The 22057-nt window shown below is 69.7% G+C and carries 19 protein-coding genes; 16 read left to right on the top strand and 3 right to left on the bottom strand.

The annotated features are described in order from the left end of the window. From mraY to VFL28_12390, 15 genes are all read left to right on the top strand, one after another. A partial coding sequence (gene mraY / locus VFL28_12460) for a phospho-N-acetylmuramoyl-pentapeptide-transferase (protein ID HET7265475.1) occupies positions 1 to 398 on the top strand: 398 nt, incomplete at its 5' end. Then, positions 395 to 1888: a UDP-N-acetylmuramoyl-L-alanine--D-glutamate ligase gene (gene murD, locus VFL28_12455; protein HET7265474.1), complete on the top strand. Its 1494-nt coding sequence runs from the start codon at positions 395 to 397 to the stop codon at positions 1886 to 1888. The genes mraY and murD, both read left to right, overlap by 4 nt. Next, entirely contained in the window at positions 1879 to 3054 is a 1176-nt protein-coding gene (ftsW, locus tag VFL28_12450) for a putative lipid II flippase FtsW (protein HET7265473.1), read from the top strand. The genes murD and ftsW overlap by 10 nt, the downstream gene beginning before the upstream one ends. Continuing rightward, positions 3051 to 4202 (top strand): undecaprenyldiphospho-muramoylpentapeptide beta-N-acetylglucosaminyltransferase, encoded by a 1152-nt coding sequence (gene murG, locus VFL28_12445; GenBank protein ID HET7265472.1) that lies wholly within the window; start codon positions 3051 to 3053, stop codon positions 4200 to 4202. Before ftsW ends, murG begins: the two co-directional genes overlap by 4 nt. Then, positions 4199 to 5620, top strand: a complete 1422-nt coding sequence (gene murC / locus VFL28_12440) for a UDP-N-acetylmuramate--L-alanine ligase (protein ID HET7265471.1) — start codon at positions 4199 to 4201, stop codon at positions 5618 to 5620. Before murG ends, murC begins: the two co-directional genes overlap by 4 nt. Then, the gene (murB, locus tag VFL28_12435; GenBank protein ID HET7265470.1) at positions 5613 to 6551 is read left to right on the top strand and encodes a UDP-N-acetylmuramate dehydrogenase; all 939 of its coding nucleotides are present in this window, start codon (positions 5613 to 5615) and stop codon (positions 6549 to 6551) included. The genes murC and murB overlap by 8 nt, the downstream gene beginning before the upstream one ends. Further along, entirely contained in the window at positions 6551 to 7327 is a 777-nt protein-coding gene (locus tag VFL28_12430) for an FtsQ-type POTRA domain-containing protein (protein HET7265469.1), read from the top strand. Before murB ends, VFL28_12430 begins: the two co-directional genes overlap by 1 nt. Before the next feature lie 170 nt (positions 7328 to 7497). Then, positions 7498 to 8718, top strand: coding sequence for a cell division protein FtsA (ftsA, locus tag VFL28_12425; protein HET7265468.1), 1221 nt, complete (start codon positions 7498 to 7500; stop codon positions 8716 to 8718). Positions 8719 to 8923: 205 nt separating this feature from the next. Further along, the gene (gene ftsZ / locus VFL28_12420; GenBank protein HET7265467.1) at positions 8924 to 10012 is read left to right on the top strand and encodes a cell division protein FtsZ; all 1089 of its coding nucleotides are present in this window, start codon (positions 8924 to 8926) and stop codon (positions 10010 to 10012) included. A gap of 173 nt (positions 10013 to 10185) precedes the next feature. After that, positions 10186 to 11259 carry a site-2 protease family protein gene (locus VFL28_12415; GenBank protein HET7265466.1) on the top strand — a complete coding sequence of 358 codons (1074 nt, stop codon included), beginning with the start codon at positions 10186 to 10188 and terminating at the stop codon, positions 11257 to 11259. 1 nt (position 11260) lies between these two features. Beyond that, positions 11261 to 12055 (top strand): ABC transporter ATP-binding protein, encoded by a 795-nt coding sequence (locus VFL28_12410; GenBank protein ID HET7265465.1) that lies wholly within the window; start codon positions 11261 to 11263, stop codon positions 12053 to 12055. Further along, a complete protein-coding gene (locus VFL28_12405; protein ID HET7265464.1) occupies positions 12052 to 13311 on the top strand; it encodes an ABC transporter permease subunit in 1260 nt (419 codons plus the stop codon). The genes VFL28_12410 and VFL28_12405 overlap by 4 nt, the downstream gene beginning before the upstream one ends. A gap of 1002 nt (positions 13312 to 14313) precedes the next feature. Next, on the top strand, positions 14314 to 14835 hold the full coding sequence (gene nrdR / locus VFL28_12400) for a transcriptional regulator NrdR (protein ID HET7265463.1): 522 nt from the start codon (positions 14314 to 14316) through the stop codon (positions 14833 to 14835). A gap of 59 nt (positions 14836 to 14894) precedes the next feature. Next, a complete protein-coding gene (locus tag VFL28_12395) occupies positions 14895 to 17429 on the top strand; it encodes an adenosylcobalamin-dependent ribonucleoside-diphosphate reductase (GenBank protein ID HET7265462.1) in 2535 nt (844 codons plus the stop codon). Between the two features lie 197 nt (positions 17430 to 17626). Further along, the gene (locus VFL28_12390) at positions 17627 to 18193 is read left to right on the top strand and encodes a hypothetical protein (protein HET7265461.1); all 567 of its coding nucleotides are present in this window, start codon (positions 17627 to 17629) and stop codon (positions 18191 to 18193) included. On the opposite strand, the gene VFL28_12385 is transcribed toward VFL28_12390, so the two are convergent. Genes VFL28_12385 through VFL28_12375 form a run of 3 tightly spaced genes read right to left on the bottom strand, consistent with a single transcriptional unit; the run spans position 18194 to position 20960 of the window. Next, a complete protein-coding gene (locus tag VFL28_12385; protein HET7265460.1) occupies positions 18194 to 18703 on the bottom strand; it encodes a nitroreductase family protein in 510 nt (169 codons plus the stop codon). Positions 18704 to 18729: 26 nt separating this feature from the next. Then, entirely contained in the window at positions 18730 to 20211 is a 1482-nt protein-coding gene (fumC, locus tag VFL28_12380; protein ID HET7265459.1) for a class II fumarate hydratase, read from the bottom strand. Then, on the bottom strand, positions 20208 to 20960 hold the full coding sequence (locus VFL28_12375) for a YoaK family protein (GenBank protein HET7265458.1): 753 nt from the start codon (positions 20958 to 20960) through the stop codon (positions 20208 to 20210). Before VFL28_12375 ends, fumC begins: the two co-directional genes overlap by 4 nt. 152 nt (positions 20961 to 21112) lie before the next feature. Between VFL28_12375 and VFL28_12370 the strand changes: the two genes are divergently transcribed. Next, positions 21113 to 22024: a phosphate/phosphite/phosphonate ABC transporter substrate-binding protein gene (locus tag VFL28_12370; protein HET7265457.1), complete on the top strand. Its 912-nt coding sequence runs from the start codon at positions 21113 to 21115 to the stop codon at positions 22022 to 22024. Positions 22025 to 22057: the final 33 nt, after the last annotated feature.

Below are 22057 nucleotides of genomic sequence, written 5' to 3'. Positions count from 1 at the left end.
CGGGCCCGGCCGCGGCCGCGGGCGCGGGCCCGGCCGCGGTAATCGCCGCGGCGACGGGCGGCGCGGCGCTCGGCTTCCTCTGGCACAACGCGCACCCCGCCGGCGTCTTCATGGGCGACGTCGGCTCCCTCGGGCTCGGCGCGGCGCTGGCCGTCGCCGGGGTACTCTCGAAGCGGGAAGTGTTGACGCTGATCGTGGGCGGCGTCGCCGTCGCGGAGGCGCTGTCGGTGATGCTGCAGGTGGCGTGGTTCAAGAGCACCGGCGGCCGCCGGCTGTTCCGGATGAGCCCGCTGCACCACCACTTCGAACTCTGCGGCTGGACGGAGACGCAGACCGTCGTGCGCTTCTGGCTCTGCGGGGCGCTGCTGGCGGCGGTCGGCATGGGGCTGCGGCCGTGAACGACGGCGTGCTCGCACGGCTGCGCGGCCGCCGCGTCCACGTGCTGGGGCTCTCCGGCACCGAGGGTTCGACCGTCGCCGATTTTCTGCTGGCGCACGGCATCACCACGCTCACGGCCCACGACCTGGCCGGGGTGGAGGCGTTCCCGGCCGCGTTCCGCCGGAACCACCAATGGATGACGCCGGACGAGCAGACCGCGGCCCTCGACCGCCTCCTGCGGGCGCCGATCGCGCGCTGCTTCGGCGACCGCTACCTTGAGGGCATCGCCTCGGCCGAGATCATCTACGTGACCCAGGCGTGGTTCCGGCATCCCGAGAACGAGCCGGTGCGGCGCGCGCGCGAGCGCGGCGTGCCGCTCAGCAGCATGACGGCGCTGTTCTTCGAGACCGTGCCGTGCCCGATCGTCGGCGTCACCGGCACGAACGGCAAGTTCACGGTCGTGCGCCTCGCCGCGACGATGCTCGCGCGCAGCGGCCGCGCGACGTTCGAGACCGGCAACGACCGGACGCACGTGCCGATCCTGTACCGCCTGAACGAGGTGACGCCGGAGGCCGTGCTGGTCGTCGAGATCAGCAACCGGCAGTTGGTCGGCCTGGGGCACAGCCCGCACGTGGCGGTGGTCACGAACGTCGCCGCGCACCACCTCGACGACCACGGCTCGTTCGAGGCGTACGCCGAGACGAAGCGGCGCATCCTCGCGCACCAGGCGCCGCGGGACTGGGCACTCTTGAACGCGGACGACCCGGTGACGCGAGGGTTTGCGGCCGGCGCGCGGGGGCGGGTGCTGTTTTGGAGCCGGACCGGACCGGTCGAGGAGGGCGCCTGTATCGCCGGCGGCCAGATCACGCTGCGCCTGGACGGACGGGAGGAGCGGATCGCGGACGCGCGGCTGCAGTCGCCCGGCGCCCACACGCTCGAGAACGCGCTGGCCGCGTCGCTCGCGGCGCGGGTCGCGGGCGCGGACGCCGGCGCGATCGGCGCCGTGCTGCGCGAGTTTCGGGGCCTCCCGCACCGCCTCGCGCTCATCGCGGAGGTCGACGGGGTCCGCTACTACGAGGACTCGCTCGCCACCAACCCGGCGGCGGCGGCGGCGGCGGTGCGCGCCTTCGACCGGCCGCTCGTGCTGCTGGCGGGCGGGATGCGCCGCAACGCGTCGGCGCGGGACTTCGCGCCGGTCGCCGACGCCCTCGCCGCGCAGGACGTGCGCGGCGTCGTCCTCTTCGGCGCGATGGCGCCCCTCCTCGCGGAGGCGATCGCGGCCGCCGGCGTGATCGCGCCCGTCGTGCGGTGCACGACGCTCGACGAGGCGGTCCCCGCGGCGCGCGCCATGGCCCGCCCGGGCGACGCCGTCAGCCTGTCGCCGTCGTGCGAAAGCTTCGATCAGTACCGCGACTACCGGCACCGCGCCGAGCACTTTCGAACGCTCGTCGACGCGGTGGCGCGCGCGTCGGCCGGGGGCTCCCCGGGCGGAGGCCGGTCGTGGACCTGATCCACCGGCGGGGCGCCGCGTGGGGCCTTTTCACGATCGTGCTGCTGCTCACGTGCATCGGGATCGTCATGGTGTACAGCGCGAGTTCGGTCGCCGCGCAGGCGCAGTACCACGACGGCACGTGGTTCCTGAAGCGCCAGCTGCTGTACGAGCTGCTCGGGCTCGCCGGCATGTCGGTTGCGTGGCGCATCCACTACGTGCGCCTCAGGCGCCTCACGTTTCCGCTGCTGCTCGTGACGCTCGCGACGCTCGTCCTCGTGCTGGTGCCGCACGTCGGCCGCGTCGCCGGCGGAGCGCGGCGGTGGATTTCGCTCGGCGGCCCGCTCAACTTCCAGCCCGCCGAGCTCGCGAAGCTCGCGCTGATCCTGTATCTCGCGCACTTCCTCGCGAACCGCGGCCCGCGCACGCGCGAATTCGGGGCCGGGCTCGTACCGCCGCTCGTGATACTCGGGCTCATGGCGGTGCCGATTTTGAGACAGCCGGACCTCGGGTCGGCGCTGATCCTCGTGATCATCGCGTTCGTGATGCTGTTCGTGGCCGGCGCGCGGCTGCGGCACCTCGCCGCGGCCGGCGCGCTCGCCGTGCCCGCGGTGCTCGCGGTTATCTTCAAGGCGGGGTACCGCAGCCAGCGGATGGCCGCGTTCCTTCACCCCTGGCGCGACCCGCGCGGCAGCGGCTTTCACATCATCCAGTCGCTGCTCGCGATCGGCTCGGGCGGCCTGCTCGGGCTCGGCCTCGGCCACAGCCGGCAGAAGTTCTTCTACCTGCCCGAGCGCCACACCGACTTCATCTTCGCGATCATCGGCGAGGAACTGGGCCTGATCGGCAGCGTCTGCGTCATCGTGCTGTTCATCCTGCTCGCCGTATGGGGCTACCGGATCGCGACGCGCTGTCCGGACCGCTACGGCTCGCTGCTCGTCTCGGGGCTGACGACGATGCTGGTCGGCCAGGCGGTCCTCAACATCGGGGTCGTCTCCGGCTCGCTTCCGATCACCGGCGTGCCGCTGCCCTTCATCAGCTTCGGCGGCTCGTCGCTCGTGCTGAACGACATCGCGATCGGCATCCTCCTGAACGTTTCCCAGTACGCGCGTCCCGACGAGGAAGTCGTCACCACGAAATCGCGCCGCGCGATCCTCCGCCGGCACTCCGCCTGGGCGCGCGGATGAACCTCCTGCTGGCCGGCGGCGGTACCGGCGGCCACGTGTACCCCGCGCTGGCGCTGGCCCAAGCGCTGAGGCGTCGCGACCCCGACGCCGGGCTGCTCTTCGCCGGCAGCGCCACGGGCATGGAGGCCGCGCTCGTTCCGTCCGCGGGGCTGCCGTTCGCGGGCCTCGCGGTGCGGCCGCCCCGCAGCCGCGCGCCGGTTCGCGCGGCGGTGGCGATCGTGACCGGCGCCGTCTCGCTGGCGCAGGCGCTCGCGATCGTCGCGCGCTTCCAGCCGGACGCGGTCGTCGCGACGGGCGGGATCGCCGCGGCGCCCCCGGTGCTGGCGGCCTGGCTGTGGCGGGTGCCGGTCGTGCTGCTCGAAGGCAACGCGGCCCTCGGGCGCGCGAACGCCTTTCTCGCGCGGTTCGCCCGCGCGGTCGCGGTCACGTCGGACGACGCCGCGGCGCGGGTCGGAGGCGGCCGGGCACTCGTCACGGGCCTGCCGGTGCGCTCCGAGGTTTTCTCGACGCCGAGGGGCGAGGGACTGCGGGCGTTCGGGCTCGATCCGGCGCGGCGGACCGTGCTCGTGATCGGCGGCAGCCAGGGCGCGGCCCGCCTCAACGCCGCGGCGGATGAGATGGCGCTGTCGCTGGCTGGCCGCCGGGACCTTCAGATCCTGCACCAGACCGGCCGCGGCTGGCAGGGCCGTGAAATCGGCGAGTTTGATCGCACAGCCGTCTCGAACGAAACCGTCGCCGCGGGCCTCCGGCACGTGCGGGTTCCGTACTTCGATCAGATCGGCCTCGCGTACGCCTGCGCGGACCTCGTCATCAGCCGCTGCGGGGCGACCGCGCTCGCGGAGATTACCGCGTGCGGCCTGCCCGCGGTGCTGGTACCGTACCGGTACGCGGCCGACGGTCACCAGGCCGAGAATGCCGCGCCCCTCATCCGGGCGGGCGCCGCGGTGCTCCTCGACGATGCCACCCTCGACGGGACGGCGCTCGCCCGGACGGTGGCGGAGATCTTGGACGCGCCCGGCCGGCGCGACGCCATGGCCGGCCGGGCGAGGGCGCTCGGACGGCCCGACGCCGCCGACCGCGTGCTGGCGCTGGTGGAGCGCGTGCGCGGCGGCAGCGAGGCGGCGGTGTCGAAAGAATCCCGCGCATGACGGCGGCAGCGCTCGCGGTCAGAGGCGCGCACATCCACTTCGTGGGGATCGGCGGCAGCGGGATGAGCGCGATCGCCCGCGTGCTCCTTGCGCGCGGCTGCGTCGTCTCCGGGTCGGATCTGCGCGAGAGCGATACGACCCGGCGGCTGCGGGCCGAGGGCGCGGAGGTCCACGTCGGGCACGCGGCGCGGCACGTCGAGGGCGCGCAGCTTGTGATCGTCAGCCGCGCGGTCCCGGACGACAACGTCGAGGTGCGGGCCGCGGTCGGGCACGGCATCCCGCTCGTGCACCGCGCGCGAATGCTCGCGGATCTGATGCGCGGCCGCCACGCGATCGGTGTGGCCGGCACCCACGGCAAGACCACGACGACGGCGATGCTGGGCGCGATCCTCGCGCGCGCCGGCCGGGATCCGACGGTGCTGGTCGGCGGCGACGTTCCCTCGCTCGGCGGCACCGCGCGCGTGGGCGGCGGGCCGGACGTCGTCGCGGAAGTGGACGAGAGCGACGGCTCGCTGGTCTGGATCGCGCCGCAGGTCGCGGTCGTGACCGCGGTCGACGCGACGGATCATCTCGACTTCTACGGCAGCGAAGCGCGGGTCATGGAGACGTTCCGGGAGTTCCTGCGCGGCGTCCCGGCGTCGGGCTTCGCCGCGGTGTGCACGGACGGGCCGGGGGGCCGCTTGCTCGCCGCGGACGGGGCCGCGCGAACCGTGACGTACGGCCTGGAGGGCGAGCCGACCTACCGCGGCCGGGTGCTCGAGACGTCCGGACGTCGCACGGTGCTCGAAGTCCGGGGGGGCGGCGCGCCTGCGACGAGGATCACCTTGAGGATTCCGGGCGCCTACAACGCGCAGAACGCGGTCGGGGCCCTCGCGGTCGCGACCGAACTCGGCGTGTCGCAAGAGGTCATCGCCGCGGCACTCGCCTCGTTCGAGGGCGTGACGCGCCGCTTCAGCGTCCGCGGCGAGGTCGACGGGATCCTCGTCGTCGACGACTACGCACACAACCCGACCAAAGTCGCGGCCCTCCTTGCCGCCGCCCGCCGGGGATGGCCGGCGGCGCGGATCGTCGTGGTCTTCCAGCCCCACCGCTACACGCGGACGCAGACGGTGGGCCGCCACTTTGCGTTCGCCTTCGACCTGGTCGACGAGCTCATCGTGACCGAGATCTATGCGGCCGACGAGCCGCCGATTCCCGGGGTGGATGCGGGCATCATCGTGCGCGCCGTAAGCGCGCACCGGCCGGTGCGGTTTGTGCCGGAGCTGGCCGACGCCGCGGCGCTGGTGGCCGCGGAGGCGCGCCCGGGCGACCTGATCCTGACGGTCGGCGCCGGAGATATCTGGAAAGTCGCCGACGACGTGACCGCGCGGCTGCGGCGGCGGGGCGCGCCGCTCCCGGCAGAGGCCGGACGTGGCTAACGATATGGCCAAGGTCGACCTGGCGCCGGCGGCAGCCGCGCTCGAGCGGCTGTGCCCCGGGTGCGTGCGCCGGAACGAGCCGCTCGCGCGGCACGTCTCGTTCCGCATCGGCGGGCCCGCCGACGTGCTCGTGCTGCCGCCCACGCTCGAGTCGCTCGACGCCGCGGTCGCCTGGCTGTACGGGGAGGGCGTGCCGTTCGTCGTGCTCGGCCGCGGCAGCAACGTCCTGATCGCGGACCGCGGAATCCGCGGTGTGGTGCTGAAGACCGGCCGCGGACAGGAGCATGTGCGCTACGACGATCCGCGCGTTCACGCGGAGTGCGGCGTGAGCCTGCCACACCTGAGCCGCCGGACGGCGGAGCGGGGCCTCGCGGGCCTCGAGTTCGCGGCCGGCATTCCCGGGTCGGTGGGCGGCGCGGTGGTGATGAACGCCGGCGCCCACGGCTGCTCCATGGCCGACGTCCTCATCGCGGTCCGGGCGCGGACGCCCGGCGGGCTCGTGACATGGCGCTCCGCCGATCTCGGGCTGCGCTACCGGCACAGCCTGTTTCAAGAGCGGCCGGGCGTGGTGCTCGACTGCGAGCTGCGGCTCCGCCCGGCCCCCGCGGCCGAGACGGTCGCGCGCCTCGAAGAGTGGCTCGCGACCCGCGCGGAGAGCCAGCCCCTCGGCCCGCCGAGCTCCGGCTGTATCTTCCGCAATCCGGAGGGCGACTACGCCGGGCGGCTGATCGACGCCGCCGGCATCAAAGGCCTGAGGGTGGGCGGCGCCGTGGTGAGCGACCGCCACGCCAACTACATTCTCAACGCCGGCGGCGCGACGGCCCGCGACGTGCTGGAGCTGATCGGGCGGGTGCAGGCGTGCGTGCGCGATCGCGCCGGCCGTGATCTAGCCACCGAGATCAAGATGCTCGGCGAGTTCGAGGGCGCCTGATGGCTGCGCCGCGGAACGGGGTGACGGCGGATGCCGCCCGAAACGCGGCTTCAGGCCGGCCCATCGGGAAGCGGGTGCTGCGGTTCTTTGCGGCGATCGCGTTCCTCTGCGGGGTCGTCTCGTTCACCAAGTCGAGCGCGTTCGACGTCAAGTCGGTCACGGTGACCGGCAGCAGCGTGGTGCCCGTGTCGGAAATCCTTTCCCGCGCCGGCGTCAGAACCGGGGGGAGCATCTTTACCGTGAACCAATCCAGCGTCCTGGACGATCTGCGGCAGGATCCGCGCATCGCCGCCGCGTCGGTGAGCGTGCTGTTCCCGGACCGCGTCTTCGTCACCGTCCGCGAGCGGACCGCCGCGGCGGCCCTCCACGTGCCGGGCGGCTACGTGCTGCTCTGCTCGGACGGCGTGGCCATCGCGCCGGCCGCGACCCCCGGGGCGCTGCCGGCCCTCACGGTGGACCGGCTGGATCCCAGCGAAGTGCAGGCCGGGACGGTCGTACCGTCGGCGGACGCGCGGCTCGGCGCGGACGTTGCCGCATCGCTCCCCAACGACCTCCGTCCGGATGTGGCCGCCCTCCGCGTCGACCAGGCGGGCGAAGTCATCCTCTATACTCGGGACGGGATCGCCGTCCGGGTGGGCGCGGGCGACGGTCTGCGGGACCGCCTCGCGCAGGCCGCCGAGGTCCTCGCGGCGGTCCGGTCCCGGGGGATCCGCGTTGAGTACGTCGACCTCCGGTTCCCCGGCAGCGTCATCGTGAAGCCGAGCCCCCCGAACTAGGCGGGACCGGTCCCCCGGTTGCGTCTTCGCGTCCTGGTGAGCTTTGACGCGGTTTGGCAGGAGAACTTCCGCAAACGTTGAAGGAAAAGCCGGATTACCGCTAATCGGAGCTTGAGTCGCAGCTGGGATCGCAGCTGGAGGTGCACCCGTTGGCAAGACGGGGGCCGTTGGTGGGCCTGGATATCGGCACCACCAAGGTTTGTGTCATCATCGCTGAACCGGATGAAGACGGGGAGGTCCACATCACGGGTGTGGGCACGTCCCCGTCTCTTGGTGTTCGGAAGGGTGTCGTCGTCGACCTTGACGCGACCGTCCGTGCCATCGAAGACGCCGTCGACAAAGCCGAGCGCATGGCCGGCATCAAAGCGGCCCAGGCGCTCGTCGCCGTGTCGGGCGAGCACATCGCCTCCCAGAACAGCCGCGGCGTAGTCGCCGTCTCGCGCGCGGACAAGGAGATCGGCGAGGCCGACGTCGCCCGTGTCGTCGAGGCCGCGCGCATGGCCGCGATTCCCGGCAGCGACCGCGAGATCATCCACCTGCTGCCGCGCGACTTTCTCGTGGACGGCCAGGACGGCGTCCACAATCCGGTCGGCATGTACGGCCTGCGCCTTGAGGTGGAGGCGCATATCGTCACCGGCGCGAGCACCCTCCTCGCCAACCTCTTGAAGTGCATCCAGCGCGCCGGGCTCGAGGTCGACGATCTCGTGCTCGAGCCGCTCGCTTCGGGCGAAGCGGTCTTGACCCAGGCCGAACGGGACCTCGGCGTCGTGCTCGTCGATATCGGCGGCGGCACGACCAGCATCGGCGTGTTCGCGGGCGGCAGCCTTTGCCACGCGACCGTGCTCCCGGTGGGCGGCAACCACGTGACCAACGACGTCGCGGTCGGCCTCCGCACGCCGATCGCCGAAGCGGAGAAGCTCAAGATCCGCCACGGCTGCGCCAGCGCGTCGATGGCGTCGGAGGGCGAGCTGATCGAGGTGTTCCACATCGGGACGCGGGAGCCGCGCATCCTGCCGCGCCGCGTGCTCGGCGAGATTATCGAGCCGCGGCTCGACGAGATCTGTAGCATGATCAAGGCGCAGATCAAGCGGTCCGGGTACGCGCAGATGGTTCCGGCCGGTGTGGTCGCGACCGGCGGCGGGGCGTTGCTGCATGGTCTCGCCGAGGCGGCCTCGGAGAAGCTCGACATGCCGGCGCGCGTCGGCACGCCCGACATGGCAGGCAGCATGGCCGACACGGTGGGCAGTCCCGTCTATGCGGCCGGCGTCGGACTCGTCCTGCACGCCGCGCGTCAACGCGGGCCGGGGCGCATGGTGCGGGCCACGAATGGCGACGGCCACATGTTCGGCCGGCTCCGGCAGTGGTTCCGCGAGTTCGCGCACGGGGGGTGAAAGGGCGGAGGGATGACGCACGGCCGTCACGACGCAGCAGCGGACGCACCACACGGGCGCAATCCAACCTGACACAGACGAGGCGGCGACTATGACCGAGAAACGGTGGCATCCGGTCCAGCGGATGATCTCAGAACGGCTCGGGGCGGCACTACCGACGGCGCGTGCCGGGGACGGCATCCCCGAACCGGCGGGAGGGGTGAGGGTGGCGAACCTAGAGCGGGATCTTCGGCGCTACGCCGCGATCAAGGTTGTTGGCGTGGGCGGCGGCGGCAGCAACGCGGTGAACCGCATGATCAGCGCCGGGCTCCGCGGCGTCGAGTTCATCGCCATCAACACCGATGCGCAGGCGCTTGCGCTCAGCAACGCCGACCGCAAGATCCACATCGGCGGCAAGGTGACGCGCGGGCTGGGTGCCGGCGGCGATCCGGAGATCGGCCGGCAGGCCGCCGAAGAGAGCCGCGAGGATCTCGTCGAGGCGCTCGAGGGCGCGGACATGGTGTTCGTCACCGCGGGCATGGGCGGCGGCACGGGCACCGGCGGTGCGCCGATGGTCGCGCAGATCGGCCGCGAACTCGGCGCGCTGACGATCGGCGTCGTGACGCGGCCGTTCGGCTTCGAGGGTCGGCGCCGCGCAGCGGCGGCCGACGACGGTGTGCGCAATCTCCGCCAGCGCGTCAACACCGTCATCACCATCCCGAACGACCGGCTGCTTCAAGTGGTCGACAAAACCGCCACAGTCGTCGAGGCCTTCCGCGTGGCGGACGATGTGCTGCGGCAGGGCGTCCAGGGTATCGCCGACCTGATCACGGTGCCGGGCCTCATCAACCTCGACTTCGCCGATGTCCGGACGATCATGGCGGAGGCCGGTTCGGCGCTGATCGGCATCGGCCTCGCGACGGGCGAGGGCCGGGCGACCACGGCGGCCCAGGCGGCGATCTCGAGTCCGTTGCTCGAGACCTCGATGGACGGCGCGCGCGGGCTCCTGTTGAACATCACCGGCGGCCTCGACCTCGGTCTCCACGAGGTCAACGAGGCGGCGGCGGTCGTCCAGAAGGCCGCCGACCCCGAGGCCAACATCATCTTCGGTGCCGTGATCGACGAGCGACTCGACGGTGAAGTCCGGATCACCGTGATCGCGACCGGGTTCGAGGCGAAGCGGCTCGATACCGAGGAGGCGATGCAGCCGGCGGCGGCCGCGGTCGCCGCGGGGGCGAACGGCGGCTCGGTCAGAGAGAGCGCCCGGCTCGGCCTGGACGACCTCGACATTCCGGCTTTTCTCCGGAAGCGATAGTCTCGGTCGGAGACACAGCGGGAGCGGGGGCGGCCTGCGGGCCGCCCTCGTGTTTTCGGCGCCGCTGCGCGACGGCCCGGCGCCGTGCGACGCCAGGACGGCCAAGTAGGGTATAACACGCCCGAACGGGGGCGTTCTTTCGTCTGCCCGCGCGCGGTGGTACGCTTAGCCGTATGGTGGTGAGTCCCGAGCATTTCGCCGCCGCCCGCGCGGCTGTTGAAGCGTCGTTCCCCGTCCAGGAAGTCTGGTTCCAGAACGGCCGCCCGGCGTTCACGATCATGCCGGGGCCGGACCGCAAGGCCCGGTTCCTGGAGCTTCGCGAACGCCTGAGCGGTCTCGGCGTGCTGCCGCTGATGCGGCGCCACGACGGGGAGACCGTGATCCTGCTGGCGTCGAAGCCGGCGGCGGCGCCGACCGCGTGGCGGTGGCCGGTGCTGCTCTTCGCCGCGACGCTGGCCACGACGTTCGTCGCAGGGTACCTGGACGCGCGCGGCTCGTGTGTGCCGGGGCTGCTCGCGCCCGTGCCGGGCGGGATCGCGTTTGCACTCTCGTTGATGGCGATCCTGTTCTGTCACGAGATGGGACACAAGGTGGTGTCGATCTGGCGAGGCATCGACGCGAGTCTCCCGTTCTTCATCCCGATGCCGCCGCTGCCGGGTCTCGCAATCGGGACGCTCGGCGCGGTGATCTTCACGCGCACGCCCGCGCCGAACCGCGACGCGCTGATCGAACTCGGGGCGAGCGGGCCGCTGGCGGGCTTCGTCGTCGCGATTCCGATTCTGCTCTACGGGGTGCAGCACTCGCTCGTGATCCCGCACGCGGCAATCGTGGCCCGCGGGTGCGCGTTGGTCGCGGTGCCGACGCCGCTCCTGGTCGACTTGCTGATCGGACGGCTGCTGCATCCGGCCGCGACGGCCGACGTCATCATTCATCCGATGGCGTTCGCGGGATGGGTGGGCCTGCTCGTCACCGCGCTCAACCTGCTGCCGGCCAGCATGCTGGACGGCGGACACGTGACGCGGGCCGTCTTCGGCGCCCGCTGGCACCTCATTCTTTCCTACGTCGCCGTCGCCGTGGGGATCGTCTTCGGCTACTGGCTGATGAGCGTGCTGGTGTTCTTCATGATCCGGCGCGGGCACCCGGGACCGCTGGACGACGTCTCGCCGGCGAGTCCCGCGCACATCGCGACGGCGCTCCTCCTCGTACCGGTCTTCGTCCTGAGCGCGGTGCGGCTGGGTTTCTTCTAGCATGAGCGTCACCTCGCCGGTCCAGCGCCGCGAGTCCGCGATCCTCGACGGATCGGGCGAGGGACGACCGCTCGTCGAGGCCCAAAATTTGCAGAAGAAGTTTCGCAGCTATCACGCCGTCCGCGGCGTGTCCTTCACCTGCTACTCCGGCGAAGTCTTCGGCCTGCTGGGCCCGAACGGCGCCGGCAAGACGACGACGATCCGGATGCTCACGACGATTCTGCGGCCCACGTCCGGCACCGCGCGGATCGCCGGCTACGACGTCGTGCGGGAGCCCGAAGAGGTGCGCCGCGCGATCGGCGTGCTGCCGGAGAACGCCGGGGTCTACGGCCGCCTGACCGGGCGCGAGGCGATCCGGTACGCCGGCCGGCTGTACGGCCTTGTCGGTCGAGACCTTGAGCGGCGGATCGTCGAGATCGCCGACGCCCTCGAGCTGACGCCGCACCTCGACCGGCTCAGCGACACCTACAGCAAAGGCATGAAGCAGAAGGTGAACGTTGCACGCGCGCTGATCCACAACCCGCGCGTGGTGTTTCTCGACGAGCCGACCTCGGGGCTCGACGTGATCTCCGCGCGGTCGGTGCGGGACTTCGTTCTCCGGTTCAAGGCAGAGGGCCGGTGCGTCATTCTCTCCACCCATATGATGGAAGAAGCGGAGCGCTTGTGCGACCGCGTCGCGATCATCGCGGGCGGCCGCATACGCGCCGAGGGCGAGCTCGAGCAGCTCAAGGCCGACACCGGCCAAGACCTGGAAGAGATCTTCATGGCGATGGTCGAGCAGAGTATCGTCCGATGATCCGGGCCGCGTGGTTTTGGGTGCGGGGCGCCCGCGGTGACCGCGCGGCGCAGTCGCGGTCGCAGGAAACCGGCGCCTGGATCCGCGCGGTGTACTGGAAAGAGACGCTCGAGGCGTTCCGCGACCGGCGCAGCCTGTTGGTCACCATCGTGCTGCCGGCGCTGATCATGCCGGTCGTCACGCTCGGCATCCCGTACCTCGAGCAGCGCCAGGCGCAGCAGATCAAGACGGCGACGCCCCAGGTCGCGATTCAGGGCGACGCGCCGAACCTCATTCATCTCGCCTACACGACGAAGCTCGTCACGCCGGTGCACACCGGCGACGCCGTCAAGGCGCTCAAAGACCGGCGGGTGCTCGCCGTCCTCGAACTGCCGAAGAACTTCGAGAGTCTGGTGGCGAAGGACCGGCAGCCCCACGCGGGGGTGCTGTACGACGCGAGCAACCCCGAGAGTGTCGCGGCCCGCGCGCGCGTCGTCGACTTGATCTCCCGGTACAGTCAGGAGGTCGTGGCCCGGCGGCTGATCGCGCGCCGCATCAACCCGCGGGACCTGCTTCCCGTTGTGCTCGACGAGCACAACGTGGCGACGCAGCGGCAGCTTTCCGGCCTGCTGCTCGCCAGCCTGCTGCCGTTCTTCATCGCGATGTGGGCGACGGTCGGCGGGATGTCGCTCGCCGTGGACCAGGCCGCGGGCGAAAAGGAACGGGGGACCCTCGAGTCGCTGCTGGTGACGCCGCCGTCGCGCGAGGCGGTCGTCGTCGGCAAGTTCCTGTCTGTGCTCACCGCGTCCGTGGGCGCGGTGATCGTCGTCGTGATCACGATGATGGTCAGCCTCCGCTGGGGCTACCCGTATGTGCTGCACTCCTCGCAGAAGCTCGACGTGAGCCTTCCGGTCGGCACCGGCATCGTGATGCTGGGGGTCGCCGTCTTGTTCGCCGCGCTGATGAGCGGCGTGGAGCTCGCCATGAGCATCTACGCCAAGTCGCCGCGCGAGGCCCAGCAGTTCATCACGCCGCTCTACTTCATCACCGTGCTGCCGGCCCTCGCCGTGCAGTACATCACGGAGTGGCAGACGACTACGTGGGCGTATCTGCTGCCGGTCTTGAACACGTTCTTCGGCTTTCGCGAACTGCTGCTCGGCACCACGAACTGGGGGCACCTGGTGCTCGCGGCGGTGTCGTGCGCGTTCTATGCCGCGCTCGCGGTCGAACTGGCCGTTGCCATGATGAGCCGGGAATCGGTCATCTTCCGGACGTAACCCCCGGACCTCGGCCGGCCGGTTCTTCGGCGGCGGACGCCTCTCCATGGCGTGCCGCGTTGAGCATCATCAGGACCCCTACGGCGATTCCGATCGCGGCGACGACGAACGGCGCCTCGCCGGAACTGCGCCGGCAGCGACTCCACCGGAACTCCGAGGACCAGGGCGGCGATCACGCCGTACACGGCGAACGTGATGTAGCGGCGTTCGCCCGCCGGTGCGCGCCTCATCGCGTCAACCGCCAGGGCCGCCGCCAACACCGCGCAGCCGGCCCACAGCCACAGCCACGCGGCGCGGGGCATGTTCGGCCGCAGGAGGACGGCTAAGAATGCGATGAACACCCCGGTCCGAGCGAGACGCTTCTCTTCGCGGGACTGAGGCCGGCGAACATGCGCCCTCCGGGGACCGGAGAGCCGCCGGAGGATCGCGATGGCGCCCACGCAGACCACGGTAATCCACAGCAGCGCCAACCCGAGGAACGGCAGGAGCAGCCGGCCGTCGCGGTAGGCGGGCGGAGCGAGCACCAGAGCTGGGAACAGGAGGGCGGCGATGATCGACAACGCGACGATGAGCCGATAGGCGCGAGGGCGCGGGTGCCGTGAAGATTCGCTCGGGCGCGACGGTGTCCCGGACGACAACGCGTCGGCCCAACTCGGGCTCGTGTGTCGGCCCGGAGCGGTCTCCCCGTCTGGCGGCTCTGCGCCGGTGGTCCTCGGCCGCGACATGGTCCTGCGAGCGTTCAGCGGACTTTTTCGAGCTCCTGCGCGTGGAATGACTCGTTTTTGTGCGGACGAGAGAAACGAAGCGCAGACGCGTCCTCGGGACCCATCCCGCAGCCTCCTCCGGAAGACCAACAATCAATGGCCGCCTTGCGCGCTGCTGCCGGCGTACCTGGAAATCAGACGAATAAGGGCCTATTCCGGGTCTCTTCGTCCTTGAGATACAATATGTAGTATGCTATGATTCCTTTCGCGCTAAATCTAGTCAGAAGGTCGAACGTCCGTGCGCTGTCCATACTGCGGAGCCAAAGAGACCAGGGTCTTCGACTCCAGACCGGCCGACGAAGGCGAAGGGATTCGGCGGCGGCGGGAGTGCGAGTCCTGTCACCGGCGCTTCACGACATTCGAGCGCGTCGAGCGGCTCGCCCTTCACGTCATCAAGCGGAACGGGCGGCGGGAGCGGTTCGAGCGGGCTAAGATCCTGCGAGGTCTGAGGCTGGCGTGCGAAGGCAGGCCGGTCAAGGACTCGGCGCTCCAGCAGATCGCCGATGAGATCGAACGCCGCGCGCTCGAGCAGGGGACCGAGATCAAGAGCCGGGAAATCGGGGACAGCGTGATCGAGGGGCTCCGTCGGCTCGACGACGTCGCCTACGTTCGGTTTGCCTCCGTCTACCGGCGCGTCGCGGACGTCGACCGTCTCGTGGAAGAAATCCAGGCCCTGAAGGCACGCAAACAAATGGAGGCGGAACTCGCCTCGCAGGTTCTGCTGCTACCGCTCACCCCGCAACGTCCAGAGCGCAACTAGATCATCCCATGTCCGCAGCAGACTCGATCAGGCCTAATTCCGCGCAGGGGGACATGCCGATGGCGATGACCTCGGACAACCAGACCTCCCAGCAGCCCGCCGCAGCAGAGAGTGCCGCAACGCAAGCCGCGGCCGCGGAGGCGCGCAGGCCGGAGGCGAACGCTCTGCCGTCGGAGACCCTCGAGTTCTTCCATGGCGACGAGCTCCGCGCCCGTGTCTTCTACGACAAGTATGCGCTGCGCGACCCGGACGGCCGCGTCCTTGAGCCGACGCCGGTCGAGATGTGGCGGCGGATCGCGCGCGGCCTCGCGTCGGTCGAGCCGACCGCGGAGACCCGCGAGAAGTACGCCGGCGAGTTTTACTGGCTGATGGAAAACTTCCGCTTCATCCCGGGCGGCCGCATCATGCACGCGATCGGCAACAACAAGCGCGTGACGGCGCTAAATTGTTATGTTTTGCCGATAAAAGAGGACTCAATCGAAGCTATCTTCGAGTGGACGAAGGAAGCGGCGCGCACATACTCGCTCGGCGGCGGCGTCGGCGGCGACATCAGCATCCTGCGGCCGGCGGGCGCGCCCGTCAACAACTCCGCGCGGTCCAGCACCGGCTCCGTCTCGTTCATGGAGCTCATGTCGCTGACGACCGGCACCATCGGGCAGAGCGGCCGGCGAGGCGCGCTCATGATCACGATCGCCGACGACCATCCAGATGTACTCGCGTTCACGAAAGTCAAGCGCAATCTCGACAAGGTGCGCTACGCCAACATCAGTGTCCGCGTCAGCGATGCGTTTATGCGCGCAGTGGAAGCGGACCAGCCGTGGACGCTCAAGTTCAAGAACGACCGAGTGAACGTCGAGAGGACGGTGCAGGCGCGCGAGATCTGGCGGGAGCTGATCTATGGCGCCACGCACCACGCGGAGCCCGGCGTCATCTTCTGGGATTCGATCAAGCGATGGAGCACATCCGAGTACGGCAACATGAATGTCACGACAACCAATCCGTGCAGCGAAATACCTTTGGAACCTTATGGATGCTGCTGCCTCGGCAATCTTGGACTGCAGGAATTTGTACTGGATGAGTTTAGCCCCCAGGCGCAGGTGGACTGGCCTCAATTGGAGCATGCATTGCGGCTGGCGACGCGGTTTCTAGACGACGTCCTCGACTACAACGCAGAAAAACATCCCCTCCCCGCTCAACGTGAAGCCAGCCTCTACTCGCGGCGCATCGGGGTCGGTTTCACCGGCCTGGGGGATATGCTGTGCAAGCTGCGGCTGAAATACGACACGAAAGAGGCCGTGGAGTTCGTCGACCGGATGTTCGAGCGGATCAAGAACATCGTGTACGACGAGAGTGTCAACCTCGGGCTCGAGAAAGGGCGGTTCCCCGGTTACGACCGGGAGAAGCATCTCCAGGGCGCGTTCATCCAGACGCTGGCGCCCGAGGTGCAACAGCGCATCCGCGAGCATGGCCTTCGCAACGTGGCGCTGCTCACCGTGCCGCCGGTCGGGAGCGGCGCGGCGCTCGCGGGTACTACGAGCGGCATCGAGCCGATCTTCGATCTCGGCTACACGCGGCGCAGCGAGTCGCTCTCACAGAAGAAGTTCACGGTCTACCATCCGCTCGTGCGGACGTACATGGAGCGGTTCGGCCTCAAGGACGAGGAAGCGCTGCCGGAGTTTTTCGTCACGGCGCACGAGATCCAACCGGACATGCGCGTGCAGATGCAGGCGGCGATTCAGAAGCACATCGACCATTCAATCTCGTCCACGGTCAACTGCGCGGCCGATACGACCGAGGAAGAAGTGGCCCGGATCTACTTCCTCGCCTGGAAGATGGGGTGCAAAGGCATCACGGTGTACCGTGAGAACTCGCGTGAAAACATCCTGACCTCCGGTGCCAAGAAGGACAAGCCGGCCCAGACCCCGGCGCCCGAAGCCGCTTCGGAGGCCGTACCCGCGGCCTCCGCGGTGATCGGCGCGCCGCACGGCGTCGAGGCGCCCGCGGGCCAGACGCGCAGCCGGCCCAAGGTGACGACGGGTCGCACGGAGCGGATCGAAACTCCGCGCGGCCGGATCTATGTGACCATCAACGAGGATGCAAAGGGCGTCTGCGAAGTATTCGTCCAGTCGCTCGACGTGGAAGCCGACGCGGTCGGCCGGCTGGCCTCGCTCGCGCTGCGGACGGGCGCGGATCCCCGGCACGTGATCGAGCAGCTTTGGCGCGTCCAGTCTCGCGAAGTCGCGATCGACCGGTCGAGCGACGGCACCGTGGTGCGGATCACGACGATCGCCCAGGGAGTGGCGCTCGCGCTCGGCCGCGCGCTGTACGGCCCGAGCTTCCGTCCGGACCAGGTCTTTCCGATGGCGGACCGGCTGCCGGCGCCCGAGCGCAAGAACGGCAACGGGAACGGCCACGGCACCAACGGGCACGACCAGCCGGCGGCGGTCGCGGTCCCTGCGCCGAGCTCGACGGAGAGTCGCGAGGTGCAGGAGCCCCTGCTCACCTTTGCCGGCGTCTGCCCGGACTGCGGCAGCTCGCTCGCATACGAGAACGGCTGCAGTCACTGTCGGAGCTGCGGTTACTCGAAGTGCTAAGCGGTCGGCAGGTGACGGGACAGGTGTGGTGTCACGAGTCGGGGGCGAATCAAGCATCTTGAACTACTCCAGGCAGTAATCGCGCGGCCGTCCCAAAGTTTGTTCGTCGGGGAGGCGGCGGTGACACTGGTCTCCGCCGCCTTCGTCTTGTGCTCGCACGCGAAGTGCCTGGGTGGTTCGGGCCTCGCCGGGAGACCATGAGCGTCGTCGACTGGGCGCAGGTCCTTACCGGAATCGCGGCGATCTTGGCGGTCTTCGTCGCTCTATGGCAGGCGCGGATCTCCCGCGATGCTGCTCGAGACCAGTTGCGAATGTCGAGGGAAGATCTGAAGGTCCATTTGCTGCTTCAATACGAAGACCGGTGGGAGGCGCCGACCATGATGGCTTTGAGGCGCGCGCTGGCTGGCCGTCTGCTCGACTCCCACGTCTACCGGGCCAGCAGTGCGTTGCCGGATTCAACGTATGATGTGATCGGAGACGAAATTCCCGGGTTCTTTGAATCGCTGGCTTTCATGCACCGGCGCCGCGACATCGATACGGATGCCGCATGGGCCTTTTTTGACTACTGGGCCCAGCGCTACTGGGCGGCCCTTCAGAGCTTCGTCGGGACGGATAGAGCACGGCACGGGGCCGATGCGTGGGCGGATTTCGAAGGTCTGGTGCGGGTATTTCGCGCTCACAGCGCAACGCATGGCGGCGTCCGCCCGGTGGATGAAGCGGACCTCGAGGATTTCCTGAAGCAGGAGCGCCACGTCGGCGCGTGACTAAGCGAACGGCCGCCCGTAGCGCTCCCGCGAGGCAACCTGGCTGAGCGATTTGCGTTTTTTCTTCCCGCGGCCGCCGGGCGTCACCGGGTAGCCGAACGGCACGATCGCGAGCAGATCATACTCGTCGGGGATCCCGAGGAGCGACTTGGCCGCGCTCATGCCGGCGAAGCCGACCCAGTTGGAGGCGACGCCGTCTGCCCACGCCGTGAGCATCATCGACTGGATGGCCCGGCTGCCGTCGGAGACACCGAACCGGGACGCTTTTTCGATCGCGACCGCGATCGCCATGGGCGCCTGGGCGATGTACGGACCGGTGGGCGACGCCGCACCGAGCTTCGACAGCATCTCACGGTCCTGGACGACGACGAACTGCCAGGGCTGGCCGTTCCGGCTGCTGCCCGTCAGCCGTCCCGCCTCGACGATCCGCGTCACCACGTCCGCCGGCACCGGCTTGTTCTGGTAACTGCGCACCGCGAGGACCGTCCGTACCGCCTCAACTACTTCCATGATCAGCGCCTCCTGCGTGTACGCGATCAGTCTTTCATCGGATGCGTCATGTCTTCCGCCCGCACCCACTGGTCGAATTGTCCGGCGGTGACGTAGCCGAGGGCCAGGGCCGCCTCGCGGAGGCTCGTGTTCTCGTGATGCGCCTTGAGCGCGATCTTGGCGGCCTTCTCGTACCCGATGTGGGGGCTCAGGGCGGTGACCAGCATGAGCGAGTTCTGGACGTGCTCACGAATGCGGGTCTCGTTCGGGGCGATCCCCGCCGCGCAGTGGATCGTGAACGACCGGCAGCCGTCGGCGAGCAGCTCGACCGATTCGAGGACGTTGTGGAGAATTACCGGCTTGTAGACGTTCAGCTGGAAGTTGCCCTGCGAATCGCCGAACGCCACCGCGCAGTCGTTGCCATAGACCTGGACGCAGACCATCGTCAGCGCCTCGGACTGCGTCGGATTGATCTTGCCCGGCATGATCGAGGATCCGGGCTCGTTCTCCGGGATCACGATCTCGCCGAGACCGGCGCGCGGGCCGGACCCGTGCCAGCGCACGTCGTTGGCGATCTTCATCAGCGCCGCCGCGAGCGTGCGGAGCGCGGCGCTGACGTTCAGCATCGCCTCGTGCGAGGAGAGCGCCGCGAACTTGTTCGGCGCCGAGACAAACGGTTTCCCGGTCAGCTCCGCGATCTTGCGCGCCGCGACCTCGCCGAAGCGCTCCGGCGCGTTGATGCCGGTGCCGACCGCCGTGCCGCCGATCGCCAGCTCGTAGACGCCCGGCAGCGCCCGCCGGATCGCCGCCATCGCGTCGTCGAGCTGGGCGACCCAGCCGGAGATCACCTGGCCGAGCGTGATCGGCGTCGCATCTTGGAGATGCGTCCGCCCGATCATCACGACCGAGGCGTAGGCGCGCGCCTTCTCGTCGAGCACGTCGCGAAGCCCGGCGACGGCGGGGAGGAGAACGTCTTCGACCTGCTCGGCCGTTGCGGTGTGCATCGCGGTGGGGAAAGTGTCGTTCGACGACTGGCTGCGATTGACGTCGTCGTTGGGGTGAATCGGCTTCTTCGAGCCGACGGCACCGCCGGCGAGCTGAATCGCGCGGTTGGCGATCACCTCGTTCGCGTTCATGTTCGACTGGGTACCGGAGCCCGTCTGGAACACCACGAGGGGGAACTCGTCGTCGAGGGTGCCGGCGATGACGTCGTCCGCCGCGCGGACGATCAGATCGACCTTCTCGCGCGGCAGCTGGCCGAGCTCGAGGTTGGCGAGGGCACAGCCCTTCTTCAAGAGCCCGAGCGCGCGAATGACCGGGCGGCCCATCCGGAACCGCGCGACGCCGATCGGGAAATTCTCGATGGAACGCTGGGTCTGCGCGCCCCACAGGCGAGAGGCCGGGACGCGCACCTCGCCGAGCGAGTCGGTCTCGATCCGGACGGCGGTGCCGCCGGCGCGCGTCTGCGCCTCGGCCGCCGGGCGTCCTGCCGCCGCTTCTGTCCCGCGCGCGGAACTTCCGCTCATCATGCCGCTCCCTCCCTGGGCCGGTGGGCAAGGTCCGAGCCCATGACGGCCACCAGCACCACGACCGGCGCCACGACCGCCCACATCGACCAGCGTTGTTCCACAAAGCCGCCGATCAGCGCGCCGAGCAGATAGGCGGCCCAGAGCCCCGTCATCAGCGTCCTTCCCCGCGGCCGGGCCTCGGGGTTCCCCGCCGCCGGCACCCGTCGCACCGCTCCGGCGTCGGGCCCGCGCCGGGCGCTCCAGCGGTCCAGGAGGTCGCCCGCGGTATCTGTCGCCAGCGTCGTGAGCGTGCCCGTCACATACGTCGTTGCCACGCGCTGCTCGCCCACCCGCCGGACCGCCGCGCTCTGAATCCCCATCGCGGCCGCGAGCAGTGCGATCAGCCAGTAGACGGCCGGTTCGGCGACCCGGCCGCGCGGTGCGCCGAAGAGGAGCCAGACCGCGACCGCGGCGGCGAGCACGAGGGCTTCGAAACCGAGCCCGGGCGCGATCCGCCGGATTCCCCGCGTCGCCGCGCTGCCGGCCCCGGCGCCGATCACGAACGCGGCCAGCGCGGCGACGTTGTGCGCCGCGTCCGCCCACGCTTCCCGGCCGACGGACAGCCCGAGAAGAATGGTATTCCCTGTCATGTTGGCGGTAAAGAGGCCGAGCATGAGATAGCCGACCGCGTCGAGGCATCCGGCCGCGCCCGCGAGGAGGATCACCAGCCGCCTGCGGGGCGCCGCGGGCCCGCCGCGCGTCGTCGCCATCGCACGGGCCTACTTCGGATCGGCGCGGGCGAGTCCTGGAGGCCGAGCCCGAAGCAGGGGGGCGGCTGCGCCGGAGGTCCCGCGCCGGACGGGGAGAAGGTTCCCCAATGAACGTGCGCTGTGCGCGACTCAACCTCGGGGGGAGGAACGTTATGCGATTTCGCGTTGCCGCGCTTGCACTCGCCGTCGTCCTGGCCGCCGGTCTTGCGGCGGCCGTTCCCGCCGCCGTGCCCGCGCAGACCCGCCTCGTCATGGCCTTTGTGCCGTCCGGCGAAGCGCGGACGATTCTCGACTCGGGCAACCGCGTCGCGCAGCTGCTCGAGATGGCGACCGGCTACAAGTTCGAGCCGTTCGTCGCGACGAGCTACGCGGGTGTGATCGAGGCGATGGGCGCCGGCCGCGCGGACATCGGCTGGTTGAACACCTTCTCCTACGTGATCGCCCACCAAAAGTACGGTGTGGAAGTGCGTCTCGTCACGGTGCGCTTCGGTCTGCCGTACTACCGCGCGGAGATCATCACGCAGTCGACCTCCGGCATCAACGGGCTGCCCGATCTCCGCGGCAAGCGGTTCGCGTTCGTCGATCCGGCGAGCACATCGGGTTATCTGTTCCCGGTGGCGGGCCTCAAGAAGGCCGGATACGACCCACAGAAGTTTTTCGGCCAGACGATCTTCGCCGGCTCACACAACAACGTCGTCCTCGCCGTCTATCAAGGTCGCGTGGACGCCGGATCCGTGTTCGAAGACGCCCGCGGCACCGTGCAGAAGACGCTGCCGGACGTGATGCAGAAGGTCAAGGTCGTGTGGAAATCCGATCCGATTCCGAACGACACGGTGAGCTTCCGCAAAGGTCTACCCGAGGAGGTAAAGGCGAAGGTGACGACCGCGCTGCTGCGATTTTCGCAGACGCCCGCCGGTCTCGACGCGCTCAAGTCGCTCTACGAAATCGAGGCGCTCGCAGACTACAACCTGCTCGTGACCAAGTACAACGTCAAGACAGGGAACCTGGACGCCTTCTTCGACCCGGTGCGGGACGTGCAGCGGTTCGTGGGCCTGAACCCATAAACGCGCGGGCCGCCCAAGGCCGGGCCATGACCG

The sequence above is a fragment of the bacterium genome, assembly GCA_035691305.1.
Classification (GTDB): Bacteria; Sysuimicrobiota; Sysuimicrobiia; order Sysuimicrobiales; family Segetimicrobiaceae; genus DASSJF01.
This window is presented reverse-complemented; position numbering and strand designations above follow the sequence as displayed.

Excerpts from the sequence above, each read along its gene's own strand:
- VFL28_12390 (HET7265461.1), top strand. The coding sequence starts at position 17,627 with ATGAGCGTCGTCGACTGGGCGCAGGTCCTTACCGGAATCGCGGCGATC.
- VFL28_12405 (HET7265464.1), top strand. The coding sequence starts at position 12,052 with ATGATCCGGGCCGCGTGGTTTTGGGTGCGGGGCGCCCGCGGTGACCGC.
- murG (HET7265472.1), top strand. The coding sequence starts at position 3,051 with ATGAACCTCCTGCTGGCCGGCGGCGGTACCGGCGGCCACGTGTACCCC.
- VFL28_12395 (HET7265462.1), top strand. The coding sequence starts at position 14,895 with ATGGCGATGACCTCGGACAACCAGACCTCCCAGCAGCCCGCCGCAGCA.
- VFL28_12370 (HET7265457.1), top strand. The coding sequence starts at position 21,113 with ATGCGATTTCGCGTTGCCGCGCTTGCACTCGCCGTCGTCCTGGCCGCC.
- VFL28_12385 (HET7265460.1), bottom strand. The coding sequence starts at position 18,703 with ATGGAAGTAGTTGAGGCGGTACGGACGGTCCTCGCGGTGCGCAGTTAC.
- VFL28_12375 (HET7265458.1), bottom strand. The coding sequence starts at position 20,960 with ATGGCGACGACGCGCGGCGGGCCCGCGGCGCCCCGCAGGCGGCTGGTG.
- VFL28_12430 (HET7265469.1), top strand. The coding sequence starts at position 6,551 with ATGGCTGCGCCGCGGAACGGGGTGACGGCGGATGCCGCCCGAAACGCG.
- murC (HET7265471.1), top strand. The coding sequence starts at position 4,199 with ATGACGGCGGCAGCGCTCGCGGTCAGAGGCGCGCACATCCACTTCGTG.
- VFL28_12415 (HET7265466.1), top strand. The coding sequence starts at position 10,186 with ATGGTGGTGAGTCCCGAGCATTTCGCCGCCGCCCGCGCGGCTGTTGAA.
- VFL28_12410 (HET7265465.1), top strand. The coding sequence starts at position 11,261 with ATGAGCGTCACCTCGCCGGTCCAGCGCCGCGAGTCCGCGATCCTCGAC.
- fumC (HET7265459.1), bottom strand. The coding sequence starts at position 20,211 with ATGATGAGCGGAAGTTCCGCGCGCGGGACAGAAGCGGCGGCAGGACGC.